The sequence below is a fragment of the Streptomyces sp. NPDC006551 genome, from assembly GCF_040611675.1.
Lineage (GTDB): Bacteria > Actinomycetota > Actinomycetes > Streptomycetales > Streptomycetaceae > Streptomyces.
Genome location: NZ_JBEXOT010000056.1, coordinates 18,255 through 42,194, shown reverse-complemented (window position 1 = coordinate 42,194; position 23,940 = coordinate 18,255). Strand labels below are relative to the sequence as shown.

Below are 23,940 nucleotides of genomic sequence, written 5' to 3'. Positions count from 1 at the left end.
GCGCGCGCCGCGGGCGCGCTCCGGGGGGTGGGGCGCGGCGCCGCGCACCCGCGCCGCGTCGCCCTGGACGACGCGCTCGTGCAGCAGGGGCACGGCGGCGTCGGTGGACAGGACGGCGGCCTCGGCCCGTATGACGGCCTGGCGCCGCGCGTCCCCGGTCGCGGTCGTCGTGGCCGTGGTCAGGGCGCGGTCGACGGCGGGGTCGGCGAGCTGGGAGATGTTGAAGGAGCCGTCGCCCGCGAAGTCGCTGTACAGGTAGGCGGCCGGATCGCCGGAGTCGAGGACGGTGGCCCGGGACAGGATGAAGGCGTCGAACTTCCCGGCCAGGGCGTCGGCCTCGATGTTGGCGTACTCGCGAACGTCGAGCGTGACCTGGAACCCGGCGGCCTGGAGCTGCTGTTGCAGGACCTGGGCGACCTCGGGCAGCTCGGCCCGGTCGGTGAACGTGCCGATGGTGATGCGGGCGCCCTTCGGGGCGACGGCCCGCTGGTGCGGGACGGTGCCGCGCAGCTGCGCGGCCCAGGGCAGGGCGGGACCGAGGAGGCCGTCGGCGACATCGGCCCGGCCCTCGTACACGCTCGTCACGATCTTCCGTGCGTCGATCGCCTCGCGCGCCGCCGCCCGCAGCCGGGCGTTCTTGAACGGGCCGGAGGCGGTGTTGAGGTACAGGGTGTTGGTGCGCGGCATCGGCACCTCGGTGATGAGTTTCCGGTCGAGCAGCCGGGCCTGTGAGACCGGCACGGCCTCGACGATGTCGGCCTCGCCGCTGCGCAGCGCCGCGGCGCGCGCGGTGCCGTCGGGGACGAAGGTCACGTCGATGCCGGAGGCCTTGGCGCGGCCGCCCCAGTAGCCGTCGTAACGGTTCAGCGCGGCCGACGCGGTGCCCCGTACGGTGACGAGCTCGAAGGGTCCGGTGCCCGTACCGACCGGGCTGACCGTCTTCCCCCGGTAGGCCTTGGCGGCCAGGATCGACAGCTGCGGCGAGCTGAGCCGCTGCGGTACGAGGGGGTCCGGCGCGGCCGTGGAGACGGCGACCGTGTGCGGGCCGGTGGCCCGGACGGTGAGGTCGACGCCGTCGAGGATGCGCGGCTTCGGCGCGGCGCCGGCGGCCACGGTCAGGGACTTCACGACGGAGGCGGCGGTGAGGGCCGTGCCGTCGTGGAAGGTGACGCCCTGGCGGAGGGTGAACGTCCAGGTCCGGCCGGTCTGCTTCCACGCGGTGGCGAGGGCGGGGGTGGCGTTGCCGTCCTTGTCGAGGGAGACGAGGGTCTCGGCGGTGGACCAGCGGGAGAGCTTGAAGGCGTCGTCGGAGAGCGGGGAGAGGCCGGAGCGCGGCGGCTGCATCATCGCCACGCGGACCCGTCCGTCGCCGGAGCCGCCGGACGCGGCCGATCCGGTCTGGCCGGCGAAGCAGCCGCTGAGCAGGGCGGACGCGGTGGTCAGCGCCAGGGCGGAGAGCAGTCCGCGGCGGCGTATGGGGGAAGACGAGGGCAGGGGCAAGGGAGGTCACCTGGGTGTGCGCATGAGTGGGTGGAGCACCGAACCCTAGCATTATGACAATCGTTTTCATCGGGGAGGTCGGGCTCGCCCTTCGGCGTGCGCGGGCGGCACGCAAGGCGGAGCATGAATCGTGAAAGGGAGCGGTAAGCGGCGGAGGTGACCCTGGAGGGTGCCATGCCCGTCCTTGTGAGCGACGACGCGCTCGTCGTGCTGCGGAACGTCGACAAGCACTTCGGCGCGCTCCATGTGCTCCAGTCCATCGACATGACGGTCGGACGCGGCGAGGTCGTCGTCGTCATCGGCCCCTCCGGCGGCGGGAAGTCGACGCTCTGCCGGGCCATCAACCGGCTGGAGACCATCGACTCCGGCGAGATCTTCATCGACGGCAAGCCCCTGCCCGACGAGGGCCGTGAGCTCGCCGCCCTGCGCGCCGACGTCGGCATGGTGTTCCAGTCGTTCAACCTCTTCGCCCACAAGACCGTTCTCGAGAACGTCACCCTGGGGCAGATCAAGGTCCGCAAGAAGGACAAGAAGGAGGCCGAACGACGGGCCCGGCAACTCCTGGACCGGGTGGGCGTCGGCTCGCAGGCCGACAAGTACCCCGCCCAGCTCTCCGGCGGCCAGCAGCAGCGCGTCGCGATCGCGCGGGCACTGGCCATGGAACCGAAGGTGATGCTCTTCGACGAGCCCACCTCGGCTCTCGACCCCGAGATGATCAACGAGGTGCTGGAGGTCATGCAGCAGCTCGCCCGTGACGGAATGACCATGGTCGTCGTCACCCACGAGATGGGATTCGCCCGCTCCGCCGCCAACCGCGTCGTGTTCATGGCCGACGGCCGGATCGTGGAGGAGACGACGCCGGACCAGTTCTTCAGCAACCCGCGCAGCGACCGTGCCAAGGACTTCCTGTCGAAGATCCTGCACCACTGAGCCACGACCGACGCGCGCACAGAAGTCCCCAGGGGTGAAGACATGAACCCGCGCAAGCTCACCAAGGCCGGCGTCGCCGCGGCCGCGGCGGTCGCCCTCTCCCTCACCGCGGCAGGCTGCGGCGGCGACGGAGGGAACGGCGGAGCCGGCGCCGACGGCAACAAGATCACGGTCGGCATCAAGTACGACCAGCCCGGCCTCGGGCTGAAGACCCCGGACGGCACCTTCACCGGCTTCGACGTCGACGTGGCCACCTATGTCGCCAAGGAACTCGGCCACGATCCCGGCGACATCGAGTGGAAGGAGGCCAAGAGCGCCGACCGCGAGACGCTGCTCCAGCGCGGCGACGTGGACTTCATCGCGGCCACGTACTCGATCAACGACGAGCGTGCCGAGAAGGTCGACTTCGCGGGACCGTACCTCCTGGCCCACCAGGACGTCCTGATCCGCGCGGACGACACCTCCATCACCAAGCCCTCGGACCTGAACAACAAGAAGCTCTGCTCGGTCACCGGCTCCACCTCCGCGCAGAACGTCAAGACGCGACTCGCCCCGCAGGCCCAACTCCAGGAGTACGGCGGTTACTCGGAGTGCCTGACCGGTCTCGAGAACGGCGTCGTCGACGCACTCACCACCGACGACTCGATCCTCGCCGGCTACGCCGCACAGGACGAGTTCAAGGGCAAGTTCAAGCTCGCCGGCTTCAAGCTGAGCAACGAGAACTACGGCATCGGCGTACAGAAGGGCAGCGAACTCAAGGCACGGATCAACACCGCCCTGGAGAAGATGGTCGCCGACGGTTCCTGGGACGCGGCCGTGAAGAAGAACTTCGGACCGGCCGACTACAAGAACGAGCCCGCGCCGAAGATCGGCACCATCGTCAAGTGAGCAGGCCGACGTGTTCGACTTCCTCGAAGGTTACGACCTGCTGGGCGCCTTCTGGGTGACGGTGCAGCTCACCGTCTACTCGGCGATCGGCTCCCTGGTCTGGGGGACGCTGCTGGCCGCCATGCGCGTCAGCCCCGTCCCCCTGATGCGGGGCTTCGGCGCCGCCTACGTCAACATCGTCCGCAACATCCCCCTCACGGTGATCATCGTCTTCACCTCGCTCGGCCTTTTCCAGACGCTCGGCGTCAGCATGGGCGCCAAGGACTTCACCACCATCAACTTCCGGCTCGCTGTGGTCGGACTGATCGGCTACACCGCCGCCTTCGTCTGCGAGGCGCTCCGGTCGGGCATCAACACCGTGCCCGTCGGGCAGGTCGAGGCGGCCCGCGCCATCGGACTCAACTTCCCGCAGGTGCTGCGGCTCATCGTGCTGCCCCAGGCCTTCCGCTCGGTGGTCGGCCCGCTCGCCAACGTGCTGATCGCCCTCACCAAGAACACCACCGTCGCCGCCGCCATCGGCGTCGCCGAAGCCGCCCTGCTGATGCGGGAGATGATCGAGAACGAGGCCCAGCTGATCCTCATCTCCGCGATCTTCGCCGTCGGCTTCATCTGCCTCACCCTCCCCACCGGCCTCTTCCTCGGCTGGCTGAGCAAGAAGGTGGCGGTGAAGCGATGAAAGAGCGGCCCACTGTTCTGTACGACGTCCCCGGCCCTCGCGCCCGCCGGCGCAACCTCCTGTACACCGTGCTCTTCCTGGTGGCTCTCGCCGCGCTGATCTGGTGGGTGGTGCTGAGCCTCGCCGAGAAGAACCAGCTCGACTGGTCGAAGTGGGCGCCGTTCTTCACGGACTCCCGCACCTGGACGACGTACCTCCTCCCGGGCCTGGAGAACACGCTGATCGCCGCGGCGCTCGCCATGGTCATCGCCCTGCCCCTGGGCGCGCTGTTCGGCATCGGACGGCTCTCCGACCACCGGTGGGTGCGCGCCTCGGCCGGTACGGTCGTGGAGTTCTTCCGCGCCATCCCGGTCCTGATCCTGATGCTCTTCGCCAACGCGGCCTACTCCGAGTTCACCGACATCAGCCCGGAGACGCGCCCGCTGTACGCGGTGGTCACCGGACTCGTCCTCTACAACGCCTCGGTCCTCGCCGAGGTCGTCCGGGCCGGCATCCTCGCCCTGCCCACCGGCCAGACCGACGCGGCCAAGGCGATCGGCATGCGCAAGGGCCAGACCATGACGTACGTCCTGCTGCCGCAGTCGGTCACCGCCATGCTCCCGGCGCTCGTCAGCCAGCTCGTCGTCATCGTCAAGGACACCGCGCTGGGCGGCGCGATGCTCGGCTTCGCCGAGCTCCTCGCCTCCGTCCGGCCGATGAGCGCGAACTACGGCGCCAACACCATCGCCAGCTTCACGGTCGTCGCCGTTCTCTTCGTCGCCCTCAACTTCGCGCTCACCACCTTCGCCGGGCGGCTCGAACGCAGGCTGCGGCGCGCCAAGAAGTCGACGGGTGCGGTGGTCGGCGCCGACGCGGTGGAGGATCTGGCCAGGCCCGGCGAGCACATCGGACCGGCCGACGACACGAAGTGATCGCGGACGGCGCGCGCACACTTCCCCGGCGCGCACCCCCTTCCCCGGACGGCACCCCCTTCCCCGGACGCTCGGCCTCATGGGTGAATCGGCCCATCCACGATGGCCCCGGTGCCGAAGGGAGGACCATGACGACTTCCCCGTCCCCGTCCTCGCGCGAGCCCACGCGCACCGATCGTCTCCTGGCGGCTCTCGGCGGACTCCTCGCCGCGTACGTCTCCCTCGCCGTCGCCGAACTCGTCACCGCCGCGGTCCGGCCCGAAGCGGGCCCCGTCACGGCGGTCGGCGGAGCCGTCGTCGACGTGGCCCCGGCGGCCGTCAAGAACTGGGCGATCCGCACCTTCGGCGCGAGCGACAAGATCGTTCTCGAGCTGGGCATCCTCGTCGTTCTCGCGGTCCTGGCCGTCGGCATCGGCCGCCTCGCGCTGCGCCATCGCCCGAGCGGTGCGGCCGGCGTCCTGGCCTTCGGGGTGGTCGGTGCCCTCGCGGCGATCAGCCGGCCCGATTCGGGCTCCGCCGAGGACGCGCTGCCCTCACTGGCCGGAGCCGTGGCCGGCGCCGTGCTGCTGTACGTCCTGATCGGCCGCCTGCTCGCTCCCCGGCCTTCGGCCGAGCCGCACCAGGCCGCCGGCGCGGGCCGCCGGAGCTTTCTCCTGGTCGCCGCCTCCACCGCCGTCGCCGCGACGGCCGCGGCGGCGCTCGGCAGGGCGCTCGGCGGCACCCGCGCCCAGGACGCCGTGGCCTCCCGCGGGGCCCTGCGGCTGCCGCGCCCCGCGTCGCCCGCGCCCGCCGTGCCCCCTGGAGCGCGGCTCCGGATCGCCGGGATCAGCCCCTTCTTCACCCCGAACAAGGACTTCTACCGCGTCGACACCGCGCTCGTCGTGCCCCGGATCGACGCCGACGGCTGGCGGCTGCGCGTGCACGGGCAGGGGGTGACCGGGGAACTGAACCTCTCCCTCGCCGACCTGCTGGCCCGGGAGGTGGTCGAGCGTGACCTCACCCTCGCGTGCGTCTCCAACGAGGTCGGCGGACCGTACGTCGGAAACGCCCGCTGGCTCGGCGTCCGGCTGGCCGATCTCCTGCGCGAGGCCGGAGTGCGGCCGCCCTCCGCCGGAGGCCCGGCCGACCAGCTCGTCGCCCGGTCCGTGGACGGAATGACGATCGGTACCCCGGTCGAGGAGGTGATGGACGGCCGCGACGCCCTCCTCGCCTTCGGCATGAACGGCGAACCGCTGCCCTTCGACCACGGCTTCCCGGTCCGTATGCTCGTGCCCGGCCTGTACGGCTACGTCTCCGCCTGCAAGTGGATCGAGGACATCGAGCTCACCACGTTCGACGCCTACGACGCCTACTGGGTGCCGCGCGGCTGGGCGGCGCGGGCGCCGGTAAAGACCCAGTCCCGGATCGACACACCACGGCCGGACACCCGCCCGAAGGCGGGCACCGTCATGATCGCCGGAGTTGCCTGGGCCCAGCACCGGGGCATCGCACGGGTCGAGGTGCGGATCGACGACGGCCCGTGGCGGGACGCCCGGCTCGCGGCCGAGGACAGCCGGGACACGTGGCGCCAGTGGGTGTACGCCTGGCAGGCCGTCCCCGGCCGCCACTCCCTGACGGTCCGCGCCACCGACGGCGCGGGAGCCGTCCAGACGGAGCGCCGCACGGACACCATGCCGGACGGCGCGAGCGGGTGGCATTCGGTGGTCGTGACGGTCGAATGAGCGGGCGGCGGGAACAGGACGGGCGCGTCAAGGCTTCGCGCGCTGAGCGTTGTCGGATGCGTGGCAGGCGCGTCCCGTGCCCCACGAGGCCGACCGCTGCGCGCGGTGCCCGAGGGCGGCGCGCCGCGGGCCGGGCGTGCCGCATAGAGTCGACCCCGGTCCGGGCTCCGCAGCCCGGGCTCCCCTCGTACCGCCGACCCACCCCGAGGAGCATCCCGTGACCGACCCGGCAGCCACCGCCGTGCAGCAGCAGATCGCCCGGGAACTGGAGGTTTCCGAGACGTTCGACCCGAGCGCCGAGATCGAGCGCCGGGTGGCCTTCCTCGCCGAGCGCCTCACCTCCACGGGACTGCGCGCGCTCGTTCTCGGGATCAGCGGCGGTGTGGACTCCACGACCGCGGGCCGGCTCTGCCAGCTGGCCGTGGAGCGGGCCAGGGCCGCCGGTCACGATGCGACCTTCTACGCCATGCGGCTGCCCTACGGCGTCCAGGCCGACGAGAAGGACGCGCAGCTCGCCCTCGGGTTCATCGCCGCCGACCGGGTCCTGACCGTGGACGTCAAGCCCGCGAGCGACGCCGCGCTGGCGGCCTGCCTCGCCGGGGGAGTGACCTTCCGGGACGCCCACCACCAGGACTTCGTGCAGGGCAACATCAAGGCCCGGCAGCGGATGATCGCGCAGTACGCCGTCGCCGGAGCCCATGACGGCCTGGTCGTCGGCACCGACCACGCCGCCGAGGCGGTCTCCGGGTTCTTCACCAAGTACGGCGACGGCGCCGCCGACGTCGTCCCGCTGACCGGGCTCACCAAGCGTCGCGTCCGGGCCGTCGCGGAGACCCTCGGCGCCCCGGCCGAGCTGGTGTGGAAGACCCCGACCGCCGACCTGGAGACCCTGGACCCGGGCAAGCCCGACGAGGACGCGCTCGGTGTGACCTACGACGACATCGACGACTTCCTGGAGGGCAAGCCGGTGACCGAGTCCGCCTTCGCGTCGATCGTCCGCCGCTACGAGCTCACCGACCACAAGCGCCGGCTGCCCATCGCCCCCTGAGGCGGCGACCGCCGACGAGCGCGTGGTCGGGTGACGTGAGTCGCGTGACGTGGTCGGGTGATGTGGTCGGGTGATGTGGCGCGACCATCCGGACGCCTCCGCGTGGCGGGGGCGCGGTTGGCGCGCCGCGTGGTGTGCCCTGGAGGACGTCCACCGTCACACGACCGGAAGGAAAGACCTCCATGCTCGGACAGTCGGCCGCGTTCAGCGGCTTCTCCGTGAACGACCTCGACGAGGCCCGGCGCTTCTACGCCGACACGCTCGGCCTCCCGGTCGAGGAGAGCGGCGAGGGGGACATGCGGATGCTCACCCTCACCCTCGGCACCGGGGCCAAGGTGCTCGTCTACCCCAAGGACTCGCACACCCCGGCGACCTTCACGATCCTCAACTTCCCCGTCGACGACATCGACACGGCGGTGGAGGAACTCGGCCGACGCGGGGTGACCTTCGAGCGCTACCCCGACTTCGACGCGGACGAGAAGGGCATCGTGCGGGGCGACGGCGGTCCCACCGTCGCCTGGTTCACCGACCCCGCCGGGAACGTCCTCTCCGTACTCCAGGAGCGGTGACGACACCTCAGAGAGATGACGACTGCTACCCTCATGCGCACCTAGTCAAATAGTTGCCTATGGGGGAGTCGCGCATGCATCCTTTCCGCAAGGCCGTCGAGGCCGACGACCACGCCGCCATCGAGGGCATGCTCGCGGAGGACGTCGTCTTCACCAGCCCCGTGGCCTTCAAGCCGTACGAGGGCAGGGCGATCACCGCGTCGATCATCCGCGGGGTCGCCCGGGTCTTCACGGACTTCCGCTACGTCCGCGAGATCGCCGGGGCCGACGGCCGCGATCACGCACTCGTCTTCACGGCGAAGGTCGGCGACAAGGAGATCAACGGCTGCGACTTCCTGCACATGGACGGAGAGGGAAAGATCGACGACTTCGTCGTCATGGTCCGGCCGCTCTCGGCGGCCGTGGCCCTGGCGGAAGCGATGGGCGCGCAGTTCGACCGGATCGCGGCGGAGGCGGCGGAGGCGGCCCGGGCGGGGTGACGGCCCGGTCGGCGAGCACCCCCGGGCGCGCCACGCGCCACGGGGGTGTCGGCCGTGTCGTCGGGGACGCGGACCTCAGAGCGCGGAGCGCAGCGCCGGGAGAAGCTCCCGCTTCGCCCACTCGAGGTAGGGCATCTGGTGCTCGCCGCCGATCTGGACCAGAGCGATCTCGGTGAATCCGGCGTCGGCGTACGGCCGGACCGCCTCGACGAAGGCATCCACGTCCGAGCCGCAGGGGATCGACTCGGCCACGTCCTCGGGACGTACGAAGCGGGTGGCGTCCGCGAAGCCCTCGGGGCCGGGCAGCTCGGAGTTCACCTTCCACCCGCCGCCGAACCACCGGAACTGGTCGTGGGCCCGTTTGACCGCCGCGTCCCGGTCCGTGTCGTAGCAGACCGGCAGCTGGCCGACCCGCGGCTTGCCCGCTCCGCCATGCCGGTCGAAGGCCTCGATGAGCTCGCTCTTCGGCTCCACGGCGATGACGAGGTCGGCGAGGCGCCCGGCGATCTCGCAGGAGCGCTCCCCGGAGACCGCGACCCCGATCGGCGGCGGCTCCTCGGGCAGGTCCCAGAGCCGGGCGTTCTCCACGTCGAAGTGGGTGCCGTGATGGTTCACGTTGCCGCCCTCGAACAGCGAGCGGATGATGTCGACGGCCTCCTCCAGCATCTCCAACCGGACGTGGGCGGCGGGCCAGCCCACGCCCACCACGTGCTCGTTGAGGTTCTCGCCCGAGCCCAGCCCCAGCCGGAACCGCCCCTCGCTCAGCAGCTGCATGGTGGCGGCCTTCTGTGCGACGACCGCCGGGTGGTAGCGGACGGTCGGACAGGTCACGTACGTCATGAGCGGGATCCGCGAGGTGGCCTGCGCGGCGGCGCCGAGCACACTCCAGGCGTACGGGGCGTGCCCCTGCGACTCCAGCCAGGGAAAGTAGTGGTCCGAGGTCACGGAGAAGTCGAAGCCCGCCTCCTCGGCCCGCACCACATGCTCCACCAGGTCACGGGGGCCGGCCTGCTCGGTCATCATTGTGTATCCGATGTTCACCATGCCCCGCGCGTTGCCGGTGCCGACGAGGCGAAACATCGCGGCGGCACGCGGTGGTTTCTCGGCGTACGGCAGGGGAAGCCGCCGGTCGAGGAGGCGCACCGTGCCCCGACCGCGGAGAACCGCTCCACCGGGCACGACGGAGCACCGACCCCTACCTCCGGCCAGGGAGTGTGGCGCGATGAGTGACACCGCTGTCGGCACCGGACAGGAGTACGACGCGGCTCCCTATCTGCCCGCGCGGGGCGGACTGGCGGCCTACCGCCGCGCCGCGGCCGGGTGCCGGGGCTGCCCGCTCTTCGAGAACGCCACCACGACCGTCTTCGGGCGCGGCGACTCCCATGCCCGCGTCCTGCTCGTCGGGGAACAGCCCGGCGACCAGGAGGACCGCAAGGGCGAGGCCTTCGTGGGTCCCGCGGGCCGCCTGCTCGCCAAGGCGCTGCGGGACGCGGGGATCGACGAGGAGAGTGCGTATCTCACCAACGCGGTCAAGCACTTCAAGTTCACCCAGTCCGGTCCGGGCAAGCGACGGATCCACAAGGCGCCGAGCCTGCGCGAGATGACCGCCTGCCGCCCCTGGCTGGAGGCCGAACTGCGGCTCGTCGACCCGAAGGTGGTGGTCGTGCTCGGTGCGACGGCGGGCAAGGCCGTCCTCGGGCGCTCCTTCCGCGTGGGCGCCGACCGCGGTGCGCTGCTTCCCCTGCCCGGTGTGGACGGCGGCCCCCAAGTGGTGGCGACGCTGCACCCCTCGGCCGTCCTGCGCGCCGACGACCGCGAGGCCGCGTACGCGGGGCTGGTCGCCGACCTGAGGGTGGCGGCCGGCGCGCTGTGAGGCCGGTCCGTCTCGTGGCGCTGTACCGCGCCTGCCGGTCGCCGCCCGGAGCGGGCCGCCGCCCGCGAACGGGTGAACGCGCCGCACGTGAACGGGTGAACGCCCGGTGGTCCGGCGCTCTGGCGGGCCGTGCCCGCCTGGCGTAGCTCCAGCGAGGCCGCCGCCCGCGAACGGGTGAAAGAGGGATGGCCCGCGGGTGGTCCGGCGCTCCGCACGACTGTTTCCCGGCGGAGAGGGCACCCGGCGGACATGGCCCCCATGACACTCGACAGCACCGCCGCCCTGCTCCTCAAGGGCTACGCCTGGCTGCCCGACCGGCGCCGTCGCACCGGCGGAGCCCCCGTGCGCACCCGGCTCCTGGGGCGGCCCGCCATCGCCCTCCACGGCCCCGAAGCCGTCCGCTTCTTCTACGACGAGCAACACGTCCGGCGCCACGACGCCCTGCCCGGGCCGGTCCTGGACACCCTCTTCGGACGCGGCGCCGTCCACACGCTCGACGGCGAGGACCACCGCGTGCGCAAAGCCCTGTTCATGACCGAGCTCACCGAGCCCGCGGCCGTCGCCGAACTGGTCGACATGGTCCGGGCGGAGTGGCAGCGGGCCTTCACCCCGCCGCACGGCCGGGAAGTCGTCCTCTTCGACGAGGCCGCGCTCGTCCTGGCCCGCGCCGTCTGCGCCTGGACCGGACTCCCGCTCACCGAGGAACAGACCCGCCGCATGGCCCAGGACTGCGTCGCCATGGTCGACGGCTTCGCCACCCCGGGTCCCCGCCATCTGAAGGCCCGGCGCGCCCGCGCCCGCCAGGAGGAGACCCTGGCGGGCCTTGTGGAGGAAGCCAGGGCCGGTGCGACGCGCGCCCCGGCGACCCCGTTCGACGCGGTCGTGCACCACCGCGACGCCGAAGGCGTGCTCCTGGATCCGCGGACGGCGGCAGTCGAGCTCCTCAACATCGTGCGGCCCACCGTCGCCATCGCCTGGTTCGTGACCTTCGCCGCCCATGCCATGGACCGCCGGCCCGAACAGCGGCACCTGTTGCGCGAGGACGACGGCTCGTACGCGGAGCCGTACACCGAGACGTATGCCGAACCCTTCGCCCACGAGGTCCGGCGCTTCTACCCCTTCGCGCCGTTCGTCGGCGGCCTCGCCACCACCGACCTCCGGTGGCGGGGGGAGCGCATTCCCGAGGACACCCTCGTGCTGCTCGACGTCTACGGTCAGAACCACGACCCGGAGCTGTGGCACGACCCGTACCGCTTCGACCCGGAACGCTTCCTGCGCCCGACACCGCACCGCGACGAGCTGATCCCGCAGGGCGGCGGCGACGCCAAGAGCGGCCATCGTTGCCCCGGCGAGGACATCACCGTCGCCGTCCTGGCCGCGCTCTCGATCGAACTGGCCCGGCTGGAGTACTCCGTTCCGGAGCAGGACCTCAGGATCCCCCTCCACCGCGTTCCCACCCGCCCCCGCAGCGGCTTCCGCCTCGTCCCCCACCCCGGGTGACGCCCCGGGCTCGACACCCCTGCTCCACGCACCCGCCCGAGGAGCACCACCCGACGCCGAGGCCCCCCCACCGTGCCCTGCCCGGCATCCCCGAACGGCCCGGTCCCGCGTGCGCGCACGCGGGGCGCGGCCTGGAATGAGGGAATGACCGCGCCCCCGACGACTGCCTCGCGCGCAACGAGTGGATCTGCGGCGCCCATCTGTCCTCGCGGAGCGAGATCCTCACCGACGCCGTGCTTCAGCACGTTCAGCTCACCTCGGTCTCGGTCGCGCTCGGCCTGCTGCTCGCCGTGCCCCTGGCCGTCGCAGGCGACCCGCGGGCAGGGGGCGTGAACACCCTCGCGGCCACCTGGGACTGGTTCACCAGCGCCGCCAACTGGTCGGGGGAGAACGACGTGTGGCACCGCCTCGGTGAACACCTCTTCCTGACGGTGGTCTGCCTCGCGCTCGGCTGCGCCGTCGCCCTCCCGGTCGCGCTGGTCCTCGGACACCTCGGCAAGGGCGGCGCTCTCGCCGTCAACCTCTCCAACATCGGCCGCGCGGTGCCCACTTTCGCCGTCCTGGTCCTGCTGCTGCTCAGTCCCATCGGTATGTACGGACAGCGGCCCACGATCATCGCCCTGGTGCTGTTCGCCGTACCTCCGCTGCTCACCAACGCGTACGTCGGGATGCGGGGCGTCGACGCCGATGTGGTCCGGGCCGCCCGGGGGATGGGGATGACCGGGAGCCAGATGCTGTTCCGGGTCGAACTGCCGCTCGCGCTGCCCCTGGTCCTCACCGGCGTGCGCGTCGCCGCCGTGCAGCTCGTGGCCACCGCGACCGTCGCCGCCCTCGCCGGCGGCGGCGGGCTCGGCCGGATCATCACGGCCGCCTCAACACGGTCCTCACCACGGCCGACCTCGCTCACCTGAACGAGCAGGTCGACAGCTGGCGCCGCCTCCCTGAGGACGTCGCGAGGAACTACCTCCGGGAGAAGAAGCTCCTCCCGGCCACCACCTGAACCTCCGTGCGTCGGTGAACGCGCGCCGCTCAGCGGTTCCGGATCGGGCGATCGTCAGGGCCGTCGGCGCCGTAATGCGATGGACAGCCCTCCGGTGCTGGGCGACCATCGCCGCGATGAACAACGAACTTCTCTCCATCCCCAAACGCGTCCGCTTCGTCGAGCTCAGCGCAAAGGCGCTGCGGGCGCTTGCCGATGGTGACCTCGCCGGCGGCAGCGCCGAGGCCGGGGTCGCCCTCGATGAACACTTCGTCGGCGACCGGGCCCGCTGGATCTTCGGCCATCGCGCCGACCAACTCGCCGCGGACCCGTCCGCCGCGCCCTGGACCACGCGGGCCGCGGTGTCCGAGCCGGACGGGGCCGTCGTCGGCGACGCCGGGTTCCACGGGCCGCCGGACGAGGCCGGCGTGGTCGAGGTCGGCTACACCGTCGTGCCCGCGTACCGCCGCCAGGGTTATGCCCGCGCCATGCTGACGGCGTTGCTCGTCAGAGCCGCCGATGAACCCCGCGTCAGGACCGTGAGGGCCACCATCAGATCCGACAATCAGGCCTCCCTGGCCACCATCGCGGGCTTCGGTTTCACGCGCGTGGGCGAGCGGGGGAACGAGCGCGACGGGCTGAGCATCGTCTTCGAGGTACCGGCGGACGTGATCAAGGCATCACCCACCAGCTGAACCGCCAGACCGGCACGCCCGCCAGGACGACCGTCGGCCTGGCGGGTCCGTCGGCGGTGCCGGGTGCGCCGTCAGCGGTGCCGCCGAGTGCGAACGCGCCGAACGCGCGCCCCGCCGTGACCATCGAGACCACGCCCGTCATCCGCCGCTTCCGTCCAGGTTCGCTTTCCAGCATCGGTGGGCCGAGATCATCGTCACCGCCCTGACGGGCAACACGCTCGTTCGTCACCAGTCAAGAAGGGGGGCGCCTGTCCCGCCTCGGGTGGCGCCACCTCGGCCGGACAGAGCTGCCCCCCCGAGGTTTGTCCGGCCGCTGCCGCCCAACTGCGGTTCGTCATCACGTGCTTGACCCTTCCGCTGTCGTGGCGCGGGAGAACGCCCACCGAGGATCGGCCTTCGGAGAAACGTGCTCCCTTCGTCGCGTCGACCCACTGTTCCATCCGGTGTCGCCGCAGCTCACCCCGGCGGGACCGGCGCCGCGTTCTCCCGCCGCCCCTTCCGGCTCCAGCCGCGGATCACGGCCCTGCCCCACCGTCGCCGGCCCCTCGCGGACGAGGTCATGGGCGAGCACAGCGGGCTGGGGCCCCCGCACACGTCGGCGGCTCAGACCGCGGGGGCTCCCGTCGCCTCGAGCGTTCCGTCGGCGAGCCGCAGCCAGCGGTTCACCCCGATGTCGGCGAGGAACCGCTCGTCGTGGCTGACCACCATGAACGCGCCCTGATAGGAGTTGAGCGCGCTCACCAGCTGGCCCGCGCCGACCAGATCGAGGTTGTTGGTCGGCTCGTCGAGCAGCAGCAGATGCGGGGCCGGTTCAGCGCACAGGACGCAGGCCAGGGTGGCGCGCAGCCGTTCGCCGCCGGAGAGCACGCCGACGGGCAAGTGCGCCCGGGGGCCGCGGAACAGGAAGCGCGCGAGCAGGTTCATCCGCTCCGCCTCGGGCCGCTCGGGCGCGAACGCGGCGAAGTTCTCCGCCACCGTGCGGTCCAGATCCAGCAGGTCGAGACGCTGTGAGAGATAGGCGACGCGGCCGTCGCCGCGCTTGATCTCCCCGCTGTCCAGGGTGAGTTCGCCGGTGATCAGCCGCATCAGGGTGGTCTTGCCGGCTCCGTTGGGCCCGGTCAGCGCGATGCGCTCGGGCCCCCGTACGGAGAGGTCGACGCCGCCCTCGGTGAACACGTCCTTTCCGTCGTGCCGCACCTGCATCGCCTCGCCGAGGAAGAGGTTGCGTCCGGCGGGCACCTGGGTGTCGGGCAGGTCCAGGGTGATGCGCTGCTCCTCACGCAGCGCGCGCTCGGCCTCGTCGAGGCGGGTCTTGGCCTCGCCGACCCGGGACGCGTGCGTCTGGCCGGCCCGGCCCGCGGACTCCTGCGCGCCACGCTTCATGTTGCCGGCGAAGATGCGCGGCAGCCCGGCGTTCTTGAGGTTGCGAGCGGCGTTGCTCGCACGGCGCTCGGCGCGTTCGCGGGCCTGCTGCAGCTCCCGCTTCTCCCGCTTCAGCTCCTGCTCGGCGTTGCGGACGTTCTTCTCGGCGACCTCCCGCTCGGCCCGCACGGCCTCCTCGTAGGTGGTGAAGTTGCCGCCATGGAAACGCAGTTGTGTGCTGCTGAGCTCGGCGATGCTGTCCATGCGGTCGAGCAGGGCGCGGTCGTGGGCGACCAGCAGCAACAGGCCGTTGAAGCCCTCCAGCGCGTCGAACAGCTTGCGCCTGGCATCCCGGTCGAGGTTGTTGGTCGGCTCGTCGAGCAGCAGGACGTCGGGGCGCTTGAGCAGTTGTGCGGCGAGGCCGAGCGAGACGACCTGGCCGCCGCTGAGCGTGCTCAGGCTGCGGTCGAGGGCGAGACCGGCCAGGCCGAGACGGTCGAGTTCGGCGCGGGTGCGCTCCTCGATGTCCCAGTCGTCGCCGATGGTGGTGAAGTGCTCCTCGCTCACGTCCCCGGACTCGACCGCGTCCAGGGCGCGGATCACCGCGGAGACGCCGAGCACCTCGGCGACGGTGAGGTCACCGGTCAGGGGGAGGGTCTGCGGCAGATAGCCGAGTGTGCCACTGACGGACACCGTGCCGGTGGCGGGCCGCAGTTCGCCGGCGATCAGCTTGAGCAGGGTGCTCTTGCCGGAGCCGTTGGGGGCGACCAGGCCCGTGCTGCCGGTGGTCATGGTGAAGGACAGATCGTGGAAGACCGGGGTGTCGTCGGGCCAGGCGAACGACAGGTTCGAGCAGACGATGGCGTAGGACATGGAGGTGACCTCGAGAGGGCTGGGGGCGCAGACAGCTCCGCCCCGGGCAGACGTGCTGGAAAGGGGTACGACGAACGGGCCACTTCGGCGGCGCTTTTTCAGCGCGTCCGGTGGCCGTCAGATCCGGATCTCACCCGGAGATGTCGTCGTCACCCACCACGTCTGCGACTCCTCGATACAAGGTCTACGTCCCTGGCAGCTTAGCAGCGCATCCCTCCTGCCCGGCCGGTCCCTTTGTCCCGTCGCCCCGTCCCGGCCGGCGTGCGCGTGCTCCGCGAGCCCGAGCCGACGGTCGTCCTGATCCGGCGTGCCGGCTGGCGATCGGAGGACTACTACGCCTGGTCCAAGCGCCTCCTCGCCGCCGGGCTCGCGTTCGTCCCGCCCGGCGTCTGGGAAGGGGAGACCGTCGCACGCCTGGCGTTCCTCCACCCGGGCATCACCGAGAAGACGGTCGCATCGATCGTCGACTCACTCGTCCGTGAGGCCTGACGGGCGCGCCCGCGCCGCCCACCGGCGGCGCGGCACAAGAGGACCCGTCGCCTCGGTGAGGGCGGCGGCGCGGAGGCGATGGCACCCGCCAGAGGGCGCACGGCTGCCGCAGGGCCGCCCTCGCGGTGAGCCGTTACCGGCGCGAGACCGACTCCCGCTGCCACCACTCGATTCGGCACCGCTCCAGGGTGTCTCCCTGTCACCGGTCACGCAGGCGGTCCGGCAGCCAGCGCAGTTGGGCCGCCTGTTGGAAGGTGCCGCCGCCCTCGTGGTCGTTGAAGTCGTACACCTCGATGCGCTTCTCGTCGTGGGCGTACGCGTGGAACGCCGCGAACACCGTCGACGGCGGGCACGTCAGGTCCTCCAGCGCCGTGGAGAAGAGAGCCGGGGCCGTGGCACGGGCGGCGAAGTGGACCCCGTCGAAGTAGGCGAGGGTGCGCCGGACCTGTTCCGTGCGGCCGCGGTGCGTCTTGAGGTAATCGCCGATCTCGCGGTACGGCGCGCGGTCGGTGAGCGTCGTCGCCCGCGGGAAGTCGCACAGGAACGGCACGTCCGGTGCGACGGCCACCAGGTCGCGCACCAGGCCGGCGACGGCCAGGGTGATGCCGCCGCCCTGGCTCACGCCCGTCACCGCCGTGCGGGCCGCGTCCACCAGCGGGTGCGAGCGGGCGGCCTCCACGGCGCGGACGGCGTCGGTGAACACCCGCCGGTAGTAGTACGCGTACGGGTCCTCCACGCCTCGCGTCATGAAGCCGGGGAACGAGGGCGCGCTGCCCACGGGGTCGGGGGTGTCGCCGTTCGCCCAGCCGCTTCCCTGGCCCCGGGTGTCCATCACGAAGTGCGCGAATCCGGCGGATGCCCAGAGCAGATGCGTGTGGGGCAGGCCGCGGCCGCCACCGTACCCGATGAACTCCACCACCAGCGGCAGCGGTTCGGACGCGCTCGCGGGGAGGACGAACCAGCCCTTGACCGGATGCCCGCCGAATCCGGCGAACGTCACGTCGTACACCCGCACCGTGGCGAGCCCGGTCTCGACCGGCTCGAAGCGCGCGTCGAGTTCGTGGCCCCGCGCCTCGTCGAGCGTCCCGTTCCAGAACGCGTCGAAGTCCTCCGGCTCCTCGGAAGCGCTGCGGTACGCGCGGAGTTGGTCGAGGGGCAGATCGAACCGGGCCATGCGCACCGCCTGTTCACGAGAGGCCGTTTCCAGCCCCTTGACCGGTCGCTCCGGCCATGGCCCTCACGGTACGTGTCCACATGCGGAGTTCATAGGTATGAACGAAAAGTGGATCGTCGGATTCTCACGCGTGCGCGACGGAGTCGAACTCGACCTCGTGGCGACGGACCCCCTGCGCGTCGGCGTCCACCGAGCGGCGCAGCGCCTCATGGAGTTCGGCCGGCGTCAGCACGCCGAGGAAACGCGTACCGTCGAGCACCGCCACCCAGCCGGCGTCGTGCTGGAGCATCTCGCTGAACGCCTGCTTCAGCGGCGCCCCGACCGGTACCCACGCCTCCATCCGGCGTGCCAGATCGCCGACCGTGCCCTCCTCGCCGGCCACGGCCAGGGCGTCGGCCGCGACCCAGCCGTGCAGGTCCCCGTCGCCGCCGAGGACCACCGCCCAGCGTGCCCCGTCGGGCCGCAGCCGGGCGGCCGCGGCGGAGGCCGTCTCGTCCAGGCGGGCCACCGGCGGCTGTTCCAGGTCCTCCGGTTCGATCGCGGTCACGGAGAGCCGCTTGAGGCCGCGGTCCGCGCCGACGAACTGGGCGACGTACGGCGTGGCGGGCGTGCCGAGGACGGCCGCGGGCGTGTCGAACTGCTCGATGCGCCCCTGGCCGTAGACGGCGATCCGGTCGCCCATCCGGACGGCCTCCTCGATGTCGTGGGTGACCAGGAGGACCGTCTTGCCCACGGTGGCCTGCAGGTTCAGGAACTCGTTCTGCAGCCGTTCGCGCACCACCGGGTCGACCGCTCCGAACGGTTCGTCCATCAGCAGCACCGGCGGGTCGGCGGCCAGCGCCCTGGCCACGCCGACGCGCTGGCGCTGACCGCCGGAGAGCTGGGCGGGGTAGCGCCGGCCGTAGGTCTTCGGGTCCAGGCCGACGAGATCGAGGAGTTCGGCCGCGCGCTCGCGGGCCCTCGCCTTCTTCCAGCCGATGAGCACCGGGACGGTCGCGGTGTTGTCGAGGACCGTACGGTGCGGGAAGAGCCCGACCTGCTGGATGACGTACCCGATCTTCCTGCGGAGCCTGACCGGGTCGAGGGTGGAGACGTCCTCGCCGTTCACCAGGATCCGGCCCGACGTCGGCTCGATGAGCCGGTTCACCATCATCATCGTGGTCGTCTTTCCGTAGCCGGACGGGCCGACCAGGGTGACCAGTTCGCCCTCCGCGACGTCGAAGGAGAGGCCGTCGACGGCCGTCGTGCCGTCCGCGTACACCTTGCTGACCTGCTCGAACCGGATCATGGATCCACGCTGGGAGCCGCGCGCCCGCCGCGCACGGGGGCCGGGACCGTCCGAGGACCGTCGGGGGGCGTGAGGGGCGTCCGACCGGGTCGCTCGAGCGGGTCGTCCGAGTGCGCCGTGCGAGCGGGTCGTCCGACGCCGTCGGCGGCCCGCTGGACGCCGTCTCTTGTCATGACCCTTGCGGGTCTCTCCGTCCGGCTGCTATCTCTTCGTTAGGAAACTTTCCTTCCAATCCATCGTTCCGTGGAGACCCCCATGACATCGGCACGATCGGCACGTCTCAGCATGCGCTCCCTGGCCGCCACCGGTACCGGCGTGGCCGCCCTGCTCCTCGGTCTCGCCGCCGCACCGCCCGCAGCGGTCGCCACCCCCGCCGCCCCCGCCGCCGCGGAGCCCAGGACCGCCGCCGCGCCGCCCGCCGGCACCCCGGCCGCGATCAACGGACAGCTCAAGGTCTGCGGTACCAAGCTCTGCAACCAGTACGGCAACCCCATCCAGCTGCGCGGCATGTCCAGCCACGGCACCCAGTGGTACGGCCAGTGCCTGACCGGCGGCTCGCTCGACGCCCTCGCCAAGGACTGGAAGGCCGACGTCCTGCGCGTCTCCACCTACGTCCAGGAGGGGGGATACGAGACCGACCCGCGCAAGTACACCGACCTCGCCCACTCGCTCATCGAACAGGCCACCGCGCGCGGGATGTACGTGATCGTCGACTGGCACATGCTCGACCCCGGCGACCCGCACCACAACCTCGCCCGCGCCAAGACCTTCTTCACCGAGATCGCCCAGCGCCACGGCTCCAAGACCAACCTGCTCTACGAGATCGCCAACGAACCCAGCGGCGTCTCCTGGTCCCGGATCAAGAGCTACGCCGAGCAGCTCATCCCCGTCATCCGCGCCAAGGACGCCGAGACCCCGGTCCTGGTCGGCACGCGCGCGTGGTCCTCGCTCGGCGTATCCGAGGGCGCCGACGAGTCCGAGATCGTCGCCAACCCGGTGAGGGCCTCCAACATCATGTACACCTTCCACTTCTACGCGTACTCGCACCGGGACGCGTACCTGAACACGCTCTCCCGCGCCGCCGGCAAGCTGCCCGTCTTCGTCACCGAGTTCGGCACCCAGAACTACGCCGGTGAGGGCGCCAACGACTTCGCCATGTCCCAGCGCTTCCTCGACCTGATGGCCGCCAAGAAGATCAGCTGGGTCAACTGGAACTTCTCCGACGACCACCGCAGCGGCGCCGTCTTCAAGTCCGGCACGTGCTCCGGCAACGGACCGTGGGCCGGTACGAGCTCCCTCAAGCCCGCCGGGGTCTGGATCCGCGACCGGATCAGGACGGCCGACAACTTCCCGACCTCCTGACCGCACTTCCCGACCGCACTTCTCCATCGCACTTCCCGACCGCGGTTCCCGCCGGCTTCCGCTGACCGCGCCTGCCGCGCGCATCTCCTCCTTCGGTACGCCCTCGCCCTGTGGTCCACTGTCCGGGCGGGGGCGTATCGAACAGGAGCAGCGTTGACCAGTTACCGCCAGCCCGGCCTCGTCCTCACCGACCACCGCTTCACCGTCCCGCTCGACCACGCCCGGCCCGAAGGCGAGCAGATCGAGGTCTACGGCCGCGAGGCCGTGGCGAGCGACAAGGCCGGAGCGGACCTGCCGTGGCTCGTGTACCTGGAGGGCGGGCCCGGCTTCGGGGCCCGCCGTTTCATCGGCCCGCGGGCCTGGCTCGGCCGGGCCGTCCAGGAGTTCCGCGTCCTCCTCCTCGACCAGCGCGGCACCGGGAACTCCACCCCCGCCAACCGCCAGACGCTTCCCCTGCGCGGCACACCGAGCCGGCAGGCCGACTACCTCACCCACTTCCGGGCCGACTCCATCGTCAAGGACTGCGAGCTGATCCGGCGGCGGCTCACCGGCGGCGCCCGCTGGACCGTCCTCGGCCAGAGCTTCGGCGGCTTCTGCGCCACCCACTACCTCTCCACCGCCCCCGAGGGGCTGAACACCGTCCTCGTCACCGGCGGCCTGCCCTCCCTGTACGCCACCGCCGACGAGGTCTACCGCACCGCCTTCCCCCGTATGCGGCGCAAGGCCGAGGCCCACTACGCCCGCTACCCGCAGGACGTCGAACGCGCCCGCCGGATCGCCGCCCACCTCATGGAGCACCCGGTCACCCTGCCGAACGGCGGACTGCTCACCCCGCGCTCCTTCCAGTCCCTCGGCAGCCTCCTCGGCACCGGCGAGGGCACCCACCAGCTCCACCACCTCCTGGAGGACGCCTTCGTCCCGACACTCGGCGGACCCGCCCTGTCGGACGCCTTCCTGGAGAACGCGCAGGCCCTCCTCTCGTACGCCGGACACCCGCTCTACGCCCTGCTCCACGAGGCGTGCTACGCCCAGGGACAGACCCCCACCGCCTGGGCCGCCGAACGCGTCCGCGCCGAGTTCCCCGCGTTCGATCCCGAGAAGACCCTGGCCGGCGACGACCCGCTCCTGTTCACCGGCGAGGCCGTCCACCCCTGGCACTTCGAGACAGACCCGGCCCTGCGCCCGCTGTGCGAGACCGCCCACCTCCTCGCCGAACGTGCCGACTGGACCCCGCTGTACGACCCCGCTCGGCTGGCCGCCAACGAGGTGCCCGTCGCCGCCGCCGTCTACCACGACGACCTGTACGTGGACACCGCGCACTCCCTGGAGACCGCCCGCGCCGTCCGGGGCCTGCGGACCTGGGTGACCGACGAGTTCGAGCACGACGGCGTACGGGCGGGCGGGCCGCGCGTCCTGGACCGGCTGCTCGCCCTCGCACGGGGCGAGATCTGATCGTCCGGGGATAGGATTCGCCGCGCAATCGGAGAGCAATCGAGGCGAGTCGGCGGGGGGCCCGGGTGGCACGCGACGAGATTCCGGCGTCCGGGCGGGAGCTGAAGTTCCGCGCCCTCATGGCCGAACTGCGGCGCGGGATCCTCGACGGCACCTGGCCCCCCGGCAGCAAACTCCCCACCGAGCGCGCCCTGGCCGCCGAGACCGGACTGTCGGTCACCACGGTCCGCCGGGCGTACGAGGACCTCGTCGCCCTCGGTCTGGTCGAACGCCGCCAAGGCGCGGGTACGTTCGCCGCGCACCGCCCCGAGGAGGAGCCGGGCGACCGCCGGATCGTCGGCGTCCTCGTCCCCGACACCGCCTTCTACTACCCCCGCGTCCTCCAGGGCATCGAGAGGGAACTCGCCGCGGCGGGCGCCCGGCTCGTCCTGGCCTGCTCGCACTACGACCCCGCCGAGGAGGACGCCGCCGTGCGCCGGCTGCTGTCCTCCGGCGTCCACGGGCTGCTGCTCGTGCCCACCCTGCACACCGCCGTCGATCCCGGCCGGCGCGCCGAGGAGCTCCTGGCCCTGCCCGTCCCCGCCGTCCTCGTCGAGCGCCGCCTCGCCGCGACGCACGGACCCGGCGACCCCACCGAGCACGTCTGCACCGACCACGAGGGCGGCGCCTACGACGCCGTGCGCCATCTGCGGGCGCTGGGACACGAGCGGCTCGCCCTCCTCGTACGCTCCGACGCGCCCACCACCGCGCCCATCGAGTCGGGCTTCGCCCGGGCGGTGGCCGACCTCCGTCTGCACACCCCGTTCCACGTGCGGGAGGACCGGCACGGCTGGGACCCGGGGCGCGCCGACCGGGTCGTCGCCGATGCCCGCGCGGCGGGGGTCACCGCCGGGCTCTGCTTCGGCGACCGCGAGGCCGCCCTCGTCCTGGCCGCCGCTCGCCGCGCCGGGTTGCGCGTCCCCGAGGACCTCGCGCTGATCAGCTACGACAACGAGTTCGCGGACGTCGCCGAGACCCCGCTGACCGCCGTCTCGCCGCCCAAGTACCAGGTCGGCAGACTCGCCGCGCAGATCCTGCTGCGCCGGCTCGCCGACGGGGACGCCTCCCCGCTGCACCAGGTGCGGCTGCGGCCCCGGCTGGTGATCAGGGCCTCCTGCGGGGCGGCGGCGCGCAAAAGTCCAAGCAGTGAGCACTGATTGCTCATTGTTCGCTCTTGACGTGTGCGGATAGAACTCGGTCCGGACCACCCGTCAGGAGAGGACCCGGACATGACCACCCACGTCATCGCGGAGATCGCCAGCCAGCCCGACTGCTGGCGGCGCGCAGCCGAGACGGCGGCGGGGCACGCCGCCCTGCTGCCGGGCCGCGGGGAGCGGATCGCGGTCGTCGGCTGCGGCACGTCCTACTTCATCGCCCGCGCCTACGCCGCCCTGCGCGAATCGCTCGGCGAGGGCGAGACCGACGCCTTCCCCGCCTCCGACGAGACCCCGCTGGGCCGCGGATACGACCGGATCCTCGCCCTCACCCGCTCCGGTACGACGACGGAGGTGGTGAACCTGCTGGCCCGGGCCGCCGGCCGCACCCCGACGCTCGTCCTGACCGGCGTCCCCGACAGCCGGGCCGCTCACCACGCCGACCGGGTGATCGGCCTCGGCTTCGCCGACGAACGCTCCGTCGTCCAGACCCGGTTCGCCACCACGGCCCTCCAACTGCTGCGCGCCGGCCTCGGCGTGGACCTGGGACCGTCGATCGCCGACGCCGAACTCGCCCTCTACGAACCGCTCCCGGGGGCCTGGGAGCGGCGCGGCCAGTTCACCTTCCTCGGCACGGGATGGACGGTCGGGCTCGCCGACGAGGCGGCGCTCAAGCTCCGCGAGGTGGCCCGCGCCTGGACGGAGTCGTACGCCGCGATGGAGTACCGGCACGGGCCGATCAGCATCAGCGACCGCTCCAGCCTGGTGTGGTGCCTCGGCCCGGCCCCGGCCGGACTCCGCGACGAAGTGGAGACCACCGGCGCGCTGTTCGCGGCCGACGCGATCGACCCGGTGGCGGCCCTGGTGCGCGCGCAGCGGCTCGCGGTCACCCTCGCGGCCCGCCGCGGCCTCAACCCGGACCGGCCCCGGCACGTGTCCCGCTCGGTGATCCTCTCCGGGCCGGTCGCCGTGTGAGCC

At 72.0% G+C, this 23,940-nt stretch carries 23 protein-coding genes and 1 pseudogene; 18 read left to right on the top strand and 6 right to left on the bottom strand.

Features of this window, described 5'->3' with window-relative positions:
- On the bottom strand, positions 1–1,494 hold a 1,494-nt coding region (locus tag ABZY12_RS31175; protein WP_356896238.1), incomplete at its 3' end, for an ABC transporter substrate-binding protein.
- 180 nt (positions 1,495–1,674) lie between these two features.
- Here ABZY12_RS31175 and ABZY12_RS31170 point away from each other — a divergent pair.
- From ABZY12_RS31170 to ABZY12_RS31135, 8 genes are all read left to right on the top strand, one after another.
- Positions 1,675–2,430, top strand: a complete 756-nt coding sequence (locus ABZY12_RS31170; protein ID WP_356896230.1) for an amino acid ABC transporter ATP-binding protein — start codon at positions 1,675–1,677, stop codon at positions 2,428–2,430.
- A gap of 42 nt (positions 2,431–2,472) precedes the next feature.
- The gene (locus ABZY12_RS31165) at positions 2,473–3,318 is read left to right on the top strand and encodes a glutamate ABC transporter substrate-binding protein (RefSeq protein WP_356896228.1); all 846 of its coding nucleotides are present in this window, start codon (positions 2,473–2,475) and stop codon (positions 3,316–3,318) included.
- A 10-nt stretch (positions 3,319–3,328) separates the two neighbouring features.
- On the top strand, positions 3,329–3,994 hold the full coding sequence (locus ABZY12_RS31160; RefSeq protein WP_356896226.1) for an amino acid ABC transporter permease: 666 nt from the start codon (positions 3,329–3,331) through the stop codon (positions 3,992–3,994).
- Positions 3,991–4,905 (top strand): amino acid ABC transporter permease, encoded by a 915-nt coding sequence (locus ABZY12_RS31155; RefSeq protein WP_356896224.1) that lies wholly within the window; start codon positions 3,991–3,993, stop codon positions 4,903–4,905. Before ABZY12_RS31160 ends, ABZY12_RS31155 begins: the two co-directional genes overlap by 4 nt.
- 128 nt (positions 4,906–5,033) lie before the next feature.
- A complete protein-coding gene (locus ABZY12_RS31150; RefSeq protein WP_356896222.1) occupies positions 5,034–6,626 on the top strand; it encodes a molybdopterin-dependent oxidoreductase in 1,593 nt (530 codons plus the stop codon).
- Between the two features lie 217 nt (positions 6,627–6,843).
- Positions 6,844–7,674, top strand: a complete 831-nt coding sequence (gene nadE, locus ABZY12_RS31145) for an ammonia-dependent NAD(+) synthetase (protein WP_356896220.1) — start codon at positions 6,844–6,846, stop codon at positions 7,672–7,674.
- A 182-nt stretch (positions 7,675–7,856) separates the two neighbouring features.
- On the top strand, positions 7,857–8,243 hold the full coding sequence (locus ABZY12_RS31140; protein WP_356896218.1) for a VOC family protein: 387 nt from the start codon (positions 7,857–7,859) through the stop codon (positions 8,241–8,243).
- 74 nt (positions 8,244–8,317) lie between these two features.
- Positions 8,318–8,722, top strand: a complete 405-nt coding sequence (locus ABZY12_RS31135) for a nuclear transport factor 2 family protein (protein ID WP_356896216.1) — start codon at positions 8,318–8,320, stop codon at positions 8,720–8,722.
- Between the two features lie 75 nt (positions 8,723–8,797).
- Here the strand turns inward: ABZY12_RS31135 and ABZY12_RS31130 are convergent, their stop codons facing one another.
- A complete protein-coding gene (locus ABZY12_RS31130) occupies positions 8,798–9,766 on the bottom strand; it encodes an LLM class F420-dependent oxidoreductase (RefSeq protein WP_356896236.1) in 969 nt (322 codons plus the stop codon).
- 178 nt (positions 9,767–9,944) lie between these two features.
- Here ABZY12_RS31130 and ABZY12_RS31125 point away from each other — a divergent pair, with 178 nt between their 5' ends.
- The 5 genes and pseudogenes from ABZY12_RS31125 (at position 9,945) to ABZY12_RS31105 (ending at position 13,769) form a co-directional block, all read left to right on the top strand.
- The gene (locus ABZY12_RS31125; protein ID WP_356896214.1) at positions 9,945–10,595 is read left to right on the top strand and encodes a UdgX family uracil-DNA binding protein; all 651 of its coding nucleotides are present in this window, start codon (positions 9,945–9,947) and stop codon (positions 10,593–10,595) included.
- A 249-nt stretch (positions 10,596–10,844) separates the two neighbouring features.
- Positions 10,845–12,095, top strand: a complete 1,251-nt coding sequence (locus ABZY12_RS31120; protein WP_356896212.1) for a cytochrome P450 — start codon at positions 10,845–10,847, stop codon at positions 12,093–12,095.
- 329 nt (positions 12,096–12,424) lie between these two features.
- Complete coding sequence (locus ABZY12_RS31115) at positions 12,425–13,006, top strand: ABC transporter permease subunit (RefSeq protein ID WP_356896234.1); 582 nt, start codon at positions 12,425–12,427, stop codon at positions 13,004–13,006.
- Positions 12,961–13,095: pseudogene (locus ABZY12_RS31110) on the top strand (ABC transporter substrate-binding protein); the annotation flags it as partial. The gene ABZY12_RS31115 and the pseudogene ABZY12_RS31110, both read left to right, overlap by 46 nt.
- 116 nt (positions 13,096–13,211) lie before the next feature.
- Entirely contained in the window at positions 13,212–13,769 is a 558-nt protein-coding gene (locus ABZY12_RS31105; RefSeq protein WP_356896210.1) for a GNAT family protein, read from the top strand.
- On the opposite strand, the gene ABZY12_RS31100 is transcribed toward ABZY12_RS31105, so the two are convergent.
- Both ABZY12_RS31100 and ABZY12_RS31095 read right to left on the bottom strand, forming a co-directional pair.
- Positions 13,747–13,911, bottom strand: a complete 165-nt coding sequence (locus ABZY12_RS31100) for a hypothetical protein (protein ID WP_356896208.1) — start codon at positions 13,909–13,911, stop codon at positions 13,747–13,749. The genes ABZY12_RS31105 and ABZY12_RS31100 overlap by 23 nt on opposite strands.
- A 461-nt stretch (positions 13,912–14,372) precedes the next feature.
- Positions 14,373–16,004 carry an ABC-F family ATP-binding cassette domain-containing protein gene (locus ABZY12_RS31095; protein WP_356896206.1) on the bottom strand — a complete coding sequence of 544 codons (1,632 nt, stop codon included), beginning with the start codon at positions 16,002–16,004 and terminating at the stop codon, positions 14,373–14,375.
- A gap of 261 nt (positions 16,005–16,265) precedes the next feature.
- On the opposite strand from ABZY12_RS31095, the gene ABZY12_RS31090 reads away from it, so the two are divergent.
- Positions 16,266–16,493, top strand: coding sequence for a hypothetical protein (locus ABZY12_RS31090; RefSeq protein ID WP_356896204.1), 228 nt, complete (start codon positions 16,266–16,268; stop codon positions 16,491–16,493).
- A 199-nt stretch (positions 16,494–16,692) separates the two neighbouring features.
- On the opposite strand, the gene ABZY12_RS31085 is transcribed toward ABZY12_RS31090, so the two are convergent.
- Positions 16,693–17,667, bottom strand: a complete 975-nt coding sequence (locus ABZY12_RS31085; protein ID WP_356896202.1) for an acetylxylan esterase — start codon at positions 17,665–17,667, stop codon at positions 16,693–16,695.
- A gap of 124 nt (positions 17,668–17,791) precedes the next feature.
- Entirely contained in the window at positions 17,792–18,955 is a 1,164-nt protein-coding gene (locus tag ABZY12_RS31080; protein WP_356896200.1) for a betaine/proline/choline family ABC transporter ATP-binding protein, read from the bottom strand.
- A gap of 255 nt (positions 18,956–19,210) precedes the next feature.
- Here ABZY12_RS31080 and ABZY12_RS31075 point away from each other — a divergent pair, with 255 nt between their 5' ends.
- The 4 genes from ABZY12_RS31075 to ABZY12_RS31060 all read left to right on the top strand — a co-directional run bounded on the left by ABZY12_RS31075 (position 19,211) and on the right by ABZY12_RS31060 (position 23,937).
- Positions 19,211–20,317 carry a glycoside hydrolase family 5 protein gene (locus ABZY12_RS31075; RefSeq protein ID WP_356896198.1) on the top strand — a complete coding sequence of 369 codons (1,107 nt, stop codon included), beginning with the start codon at positions 19,211–19,213 and terminating at the stop codon, positions 20,315–20,317.
- Between the two features lie 153 nt (positions 20,318–20,470).
- Positions 20,471–21,769: an alpha/beta fold hydrolase gene (locus ABZY12_RS31070; protein ID WP_356896196.1), complete on the top strand. Its 1,299-nt coding sequence runs from the start codon at positions 20,471–20,473 to the stop codon at positions 21,767–21,769.
- 65 nt (positions 21,770–21,834) lie between these two features.
- Positions 21,835–22,965: a substrate-binding domain-containing protein gene (locus ABZY12_RS31065; RefSeq protein ID WP_356896194.1), complete on the top strand. Its 1,131-nt coding sequence runs from the start codon at positions 21,835–21,837 to the stop codon at positions 22,963–22,965.
- Positions 22,966–23,037: 72 nt separating this feature from the next.
- The gene (locus ABZY12_RS31060; RefSeq protein WP_356896192.1) at positions 23,038–23,937 is read left to right on the top strand and encodes an SIS domain-containing protein; all 900 of its coding nucleotides are present in this window, start codon (positions 23,038–23,040) and stop codon (positions 23,935–23,937) included.
- Positions 23,938–23,940 lie beyond the last annotated feature (3 nt).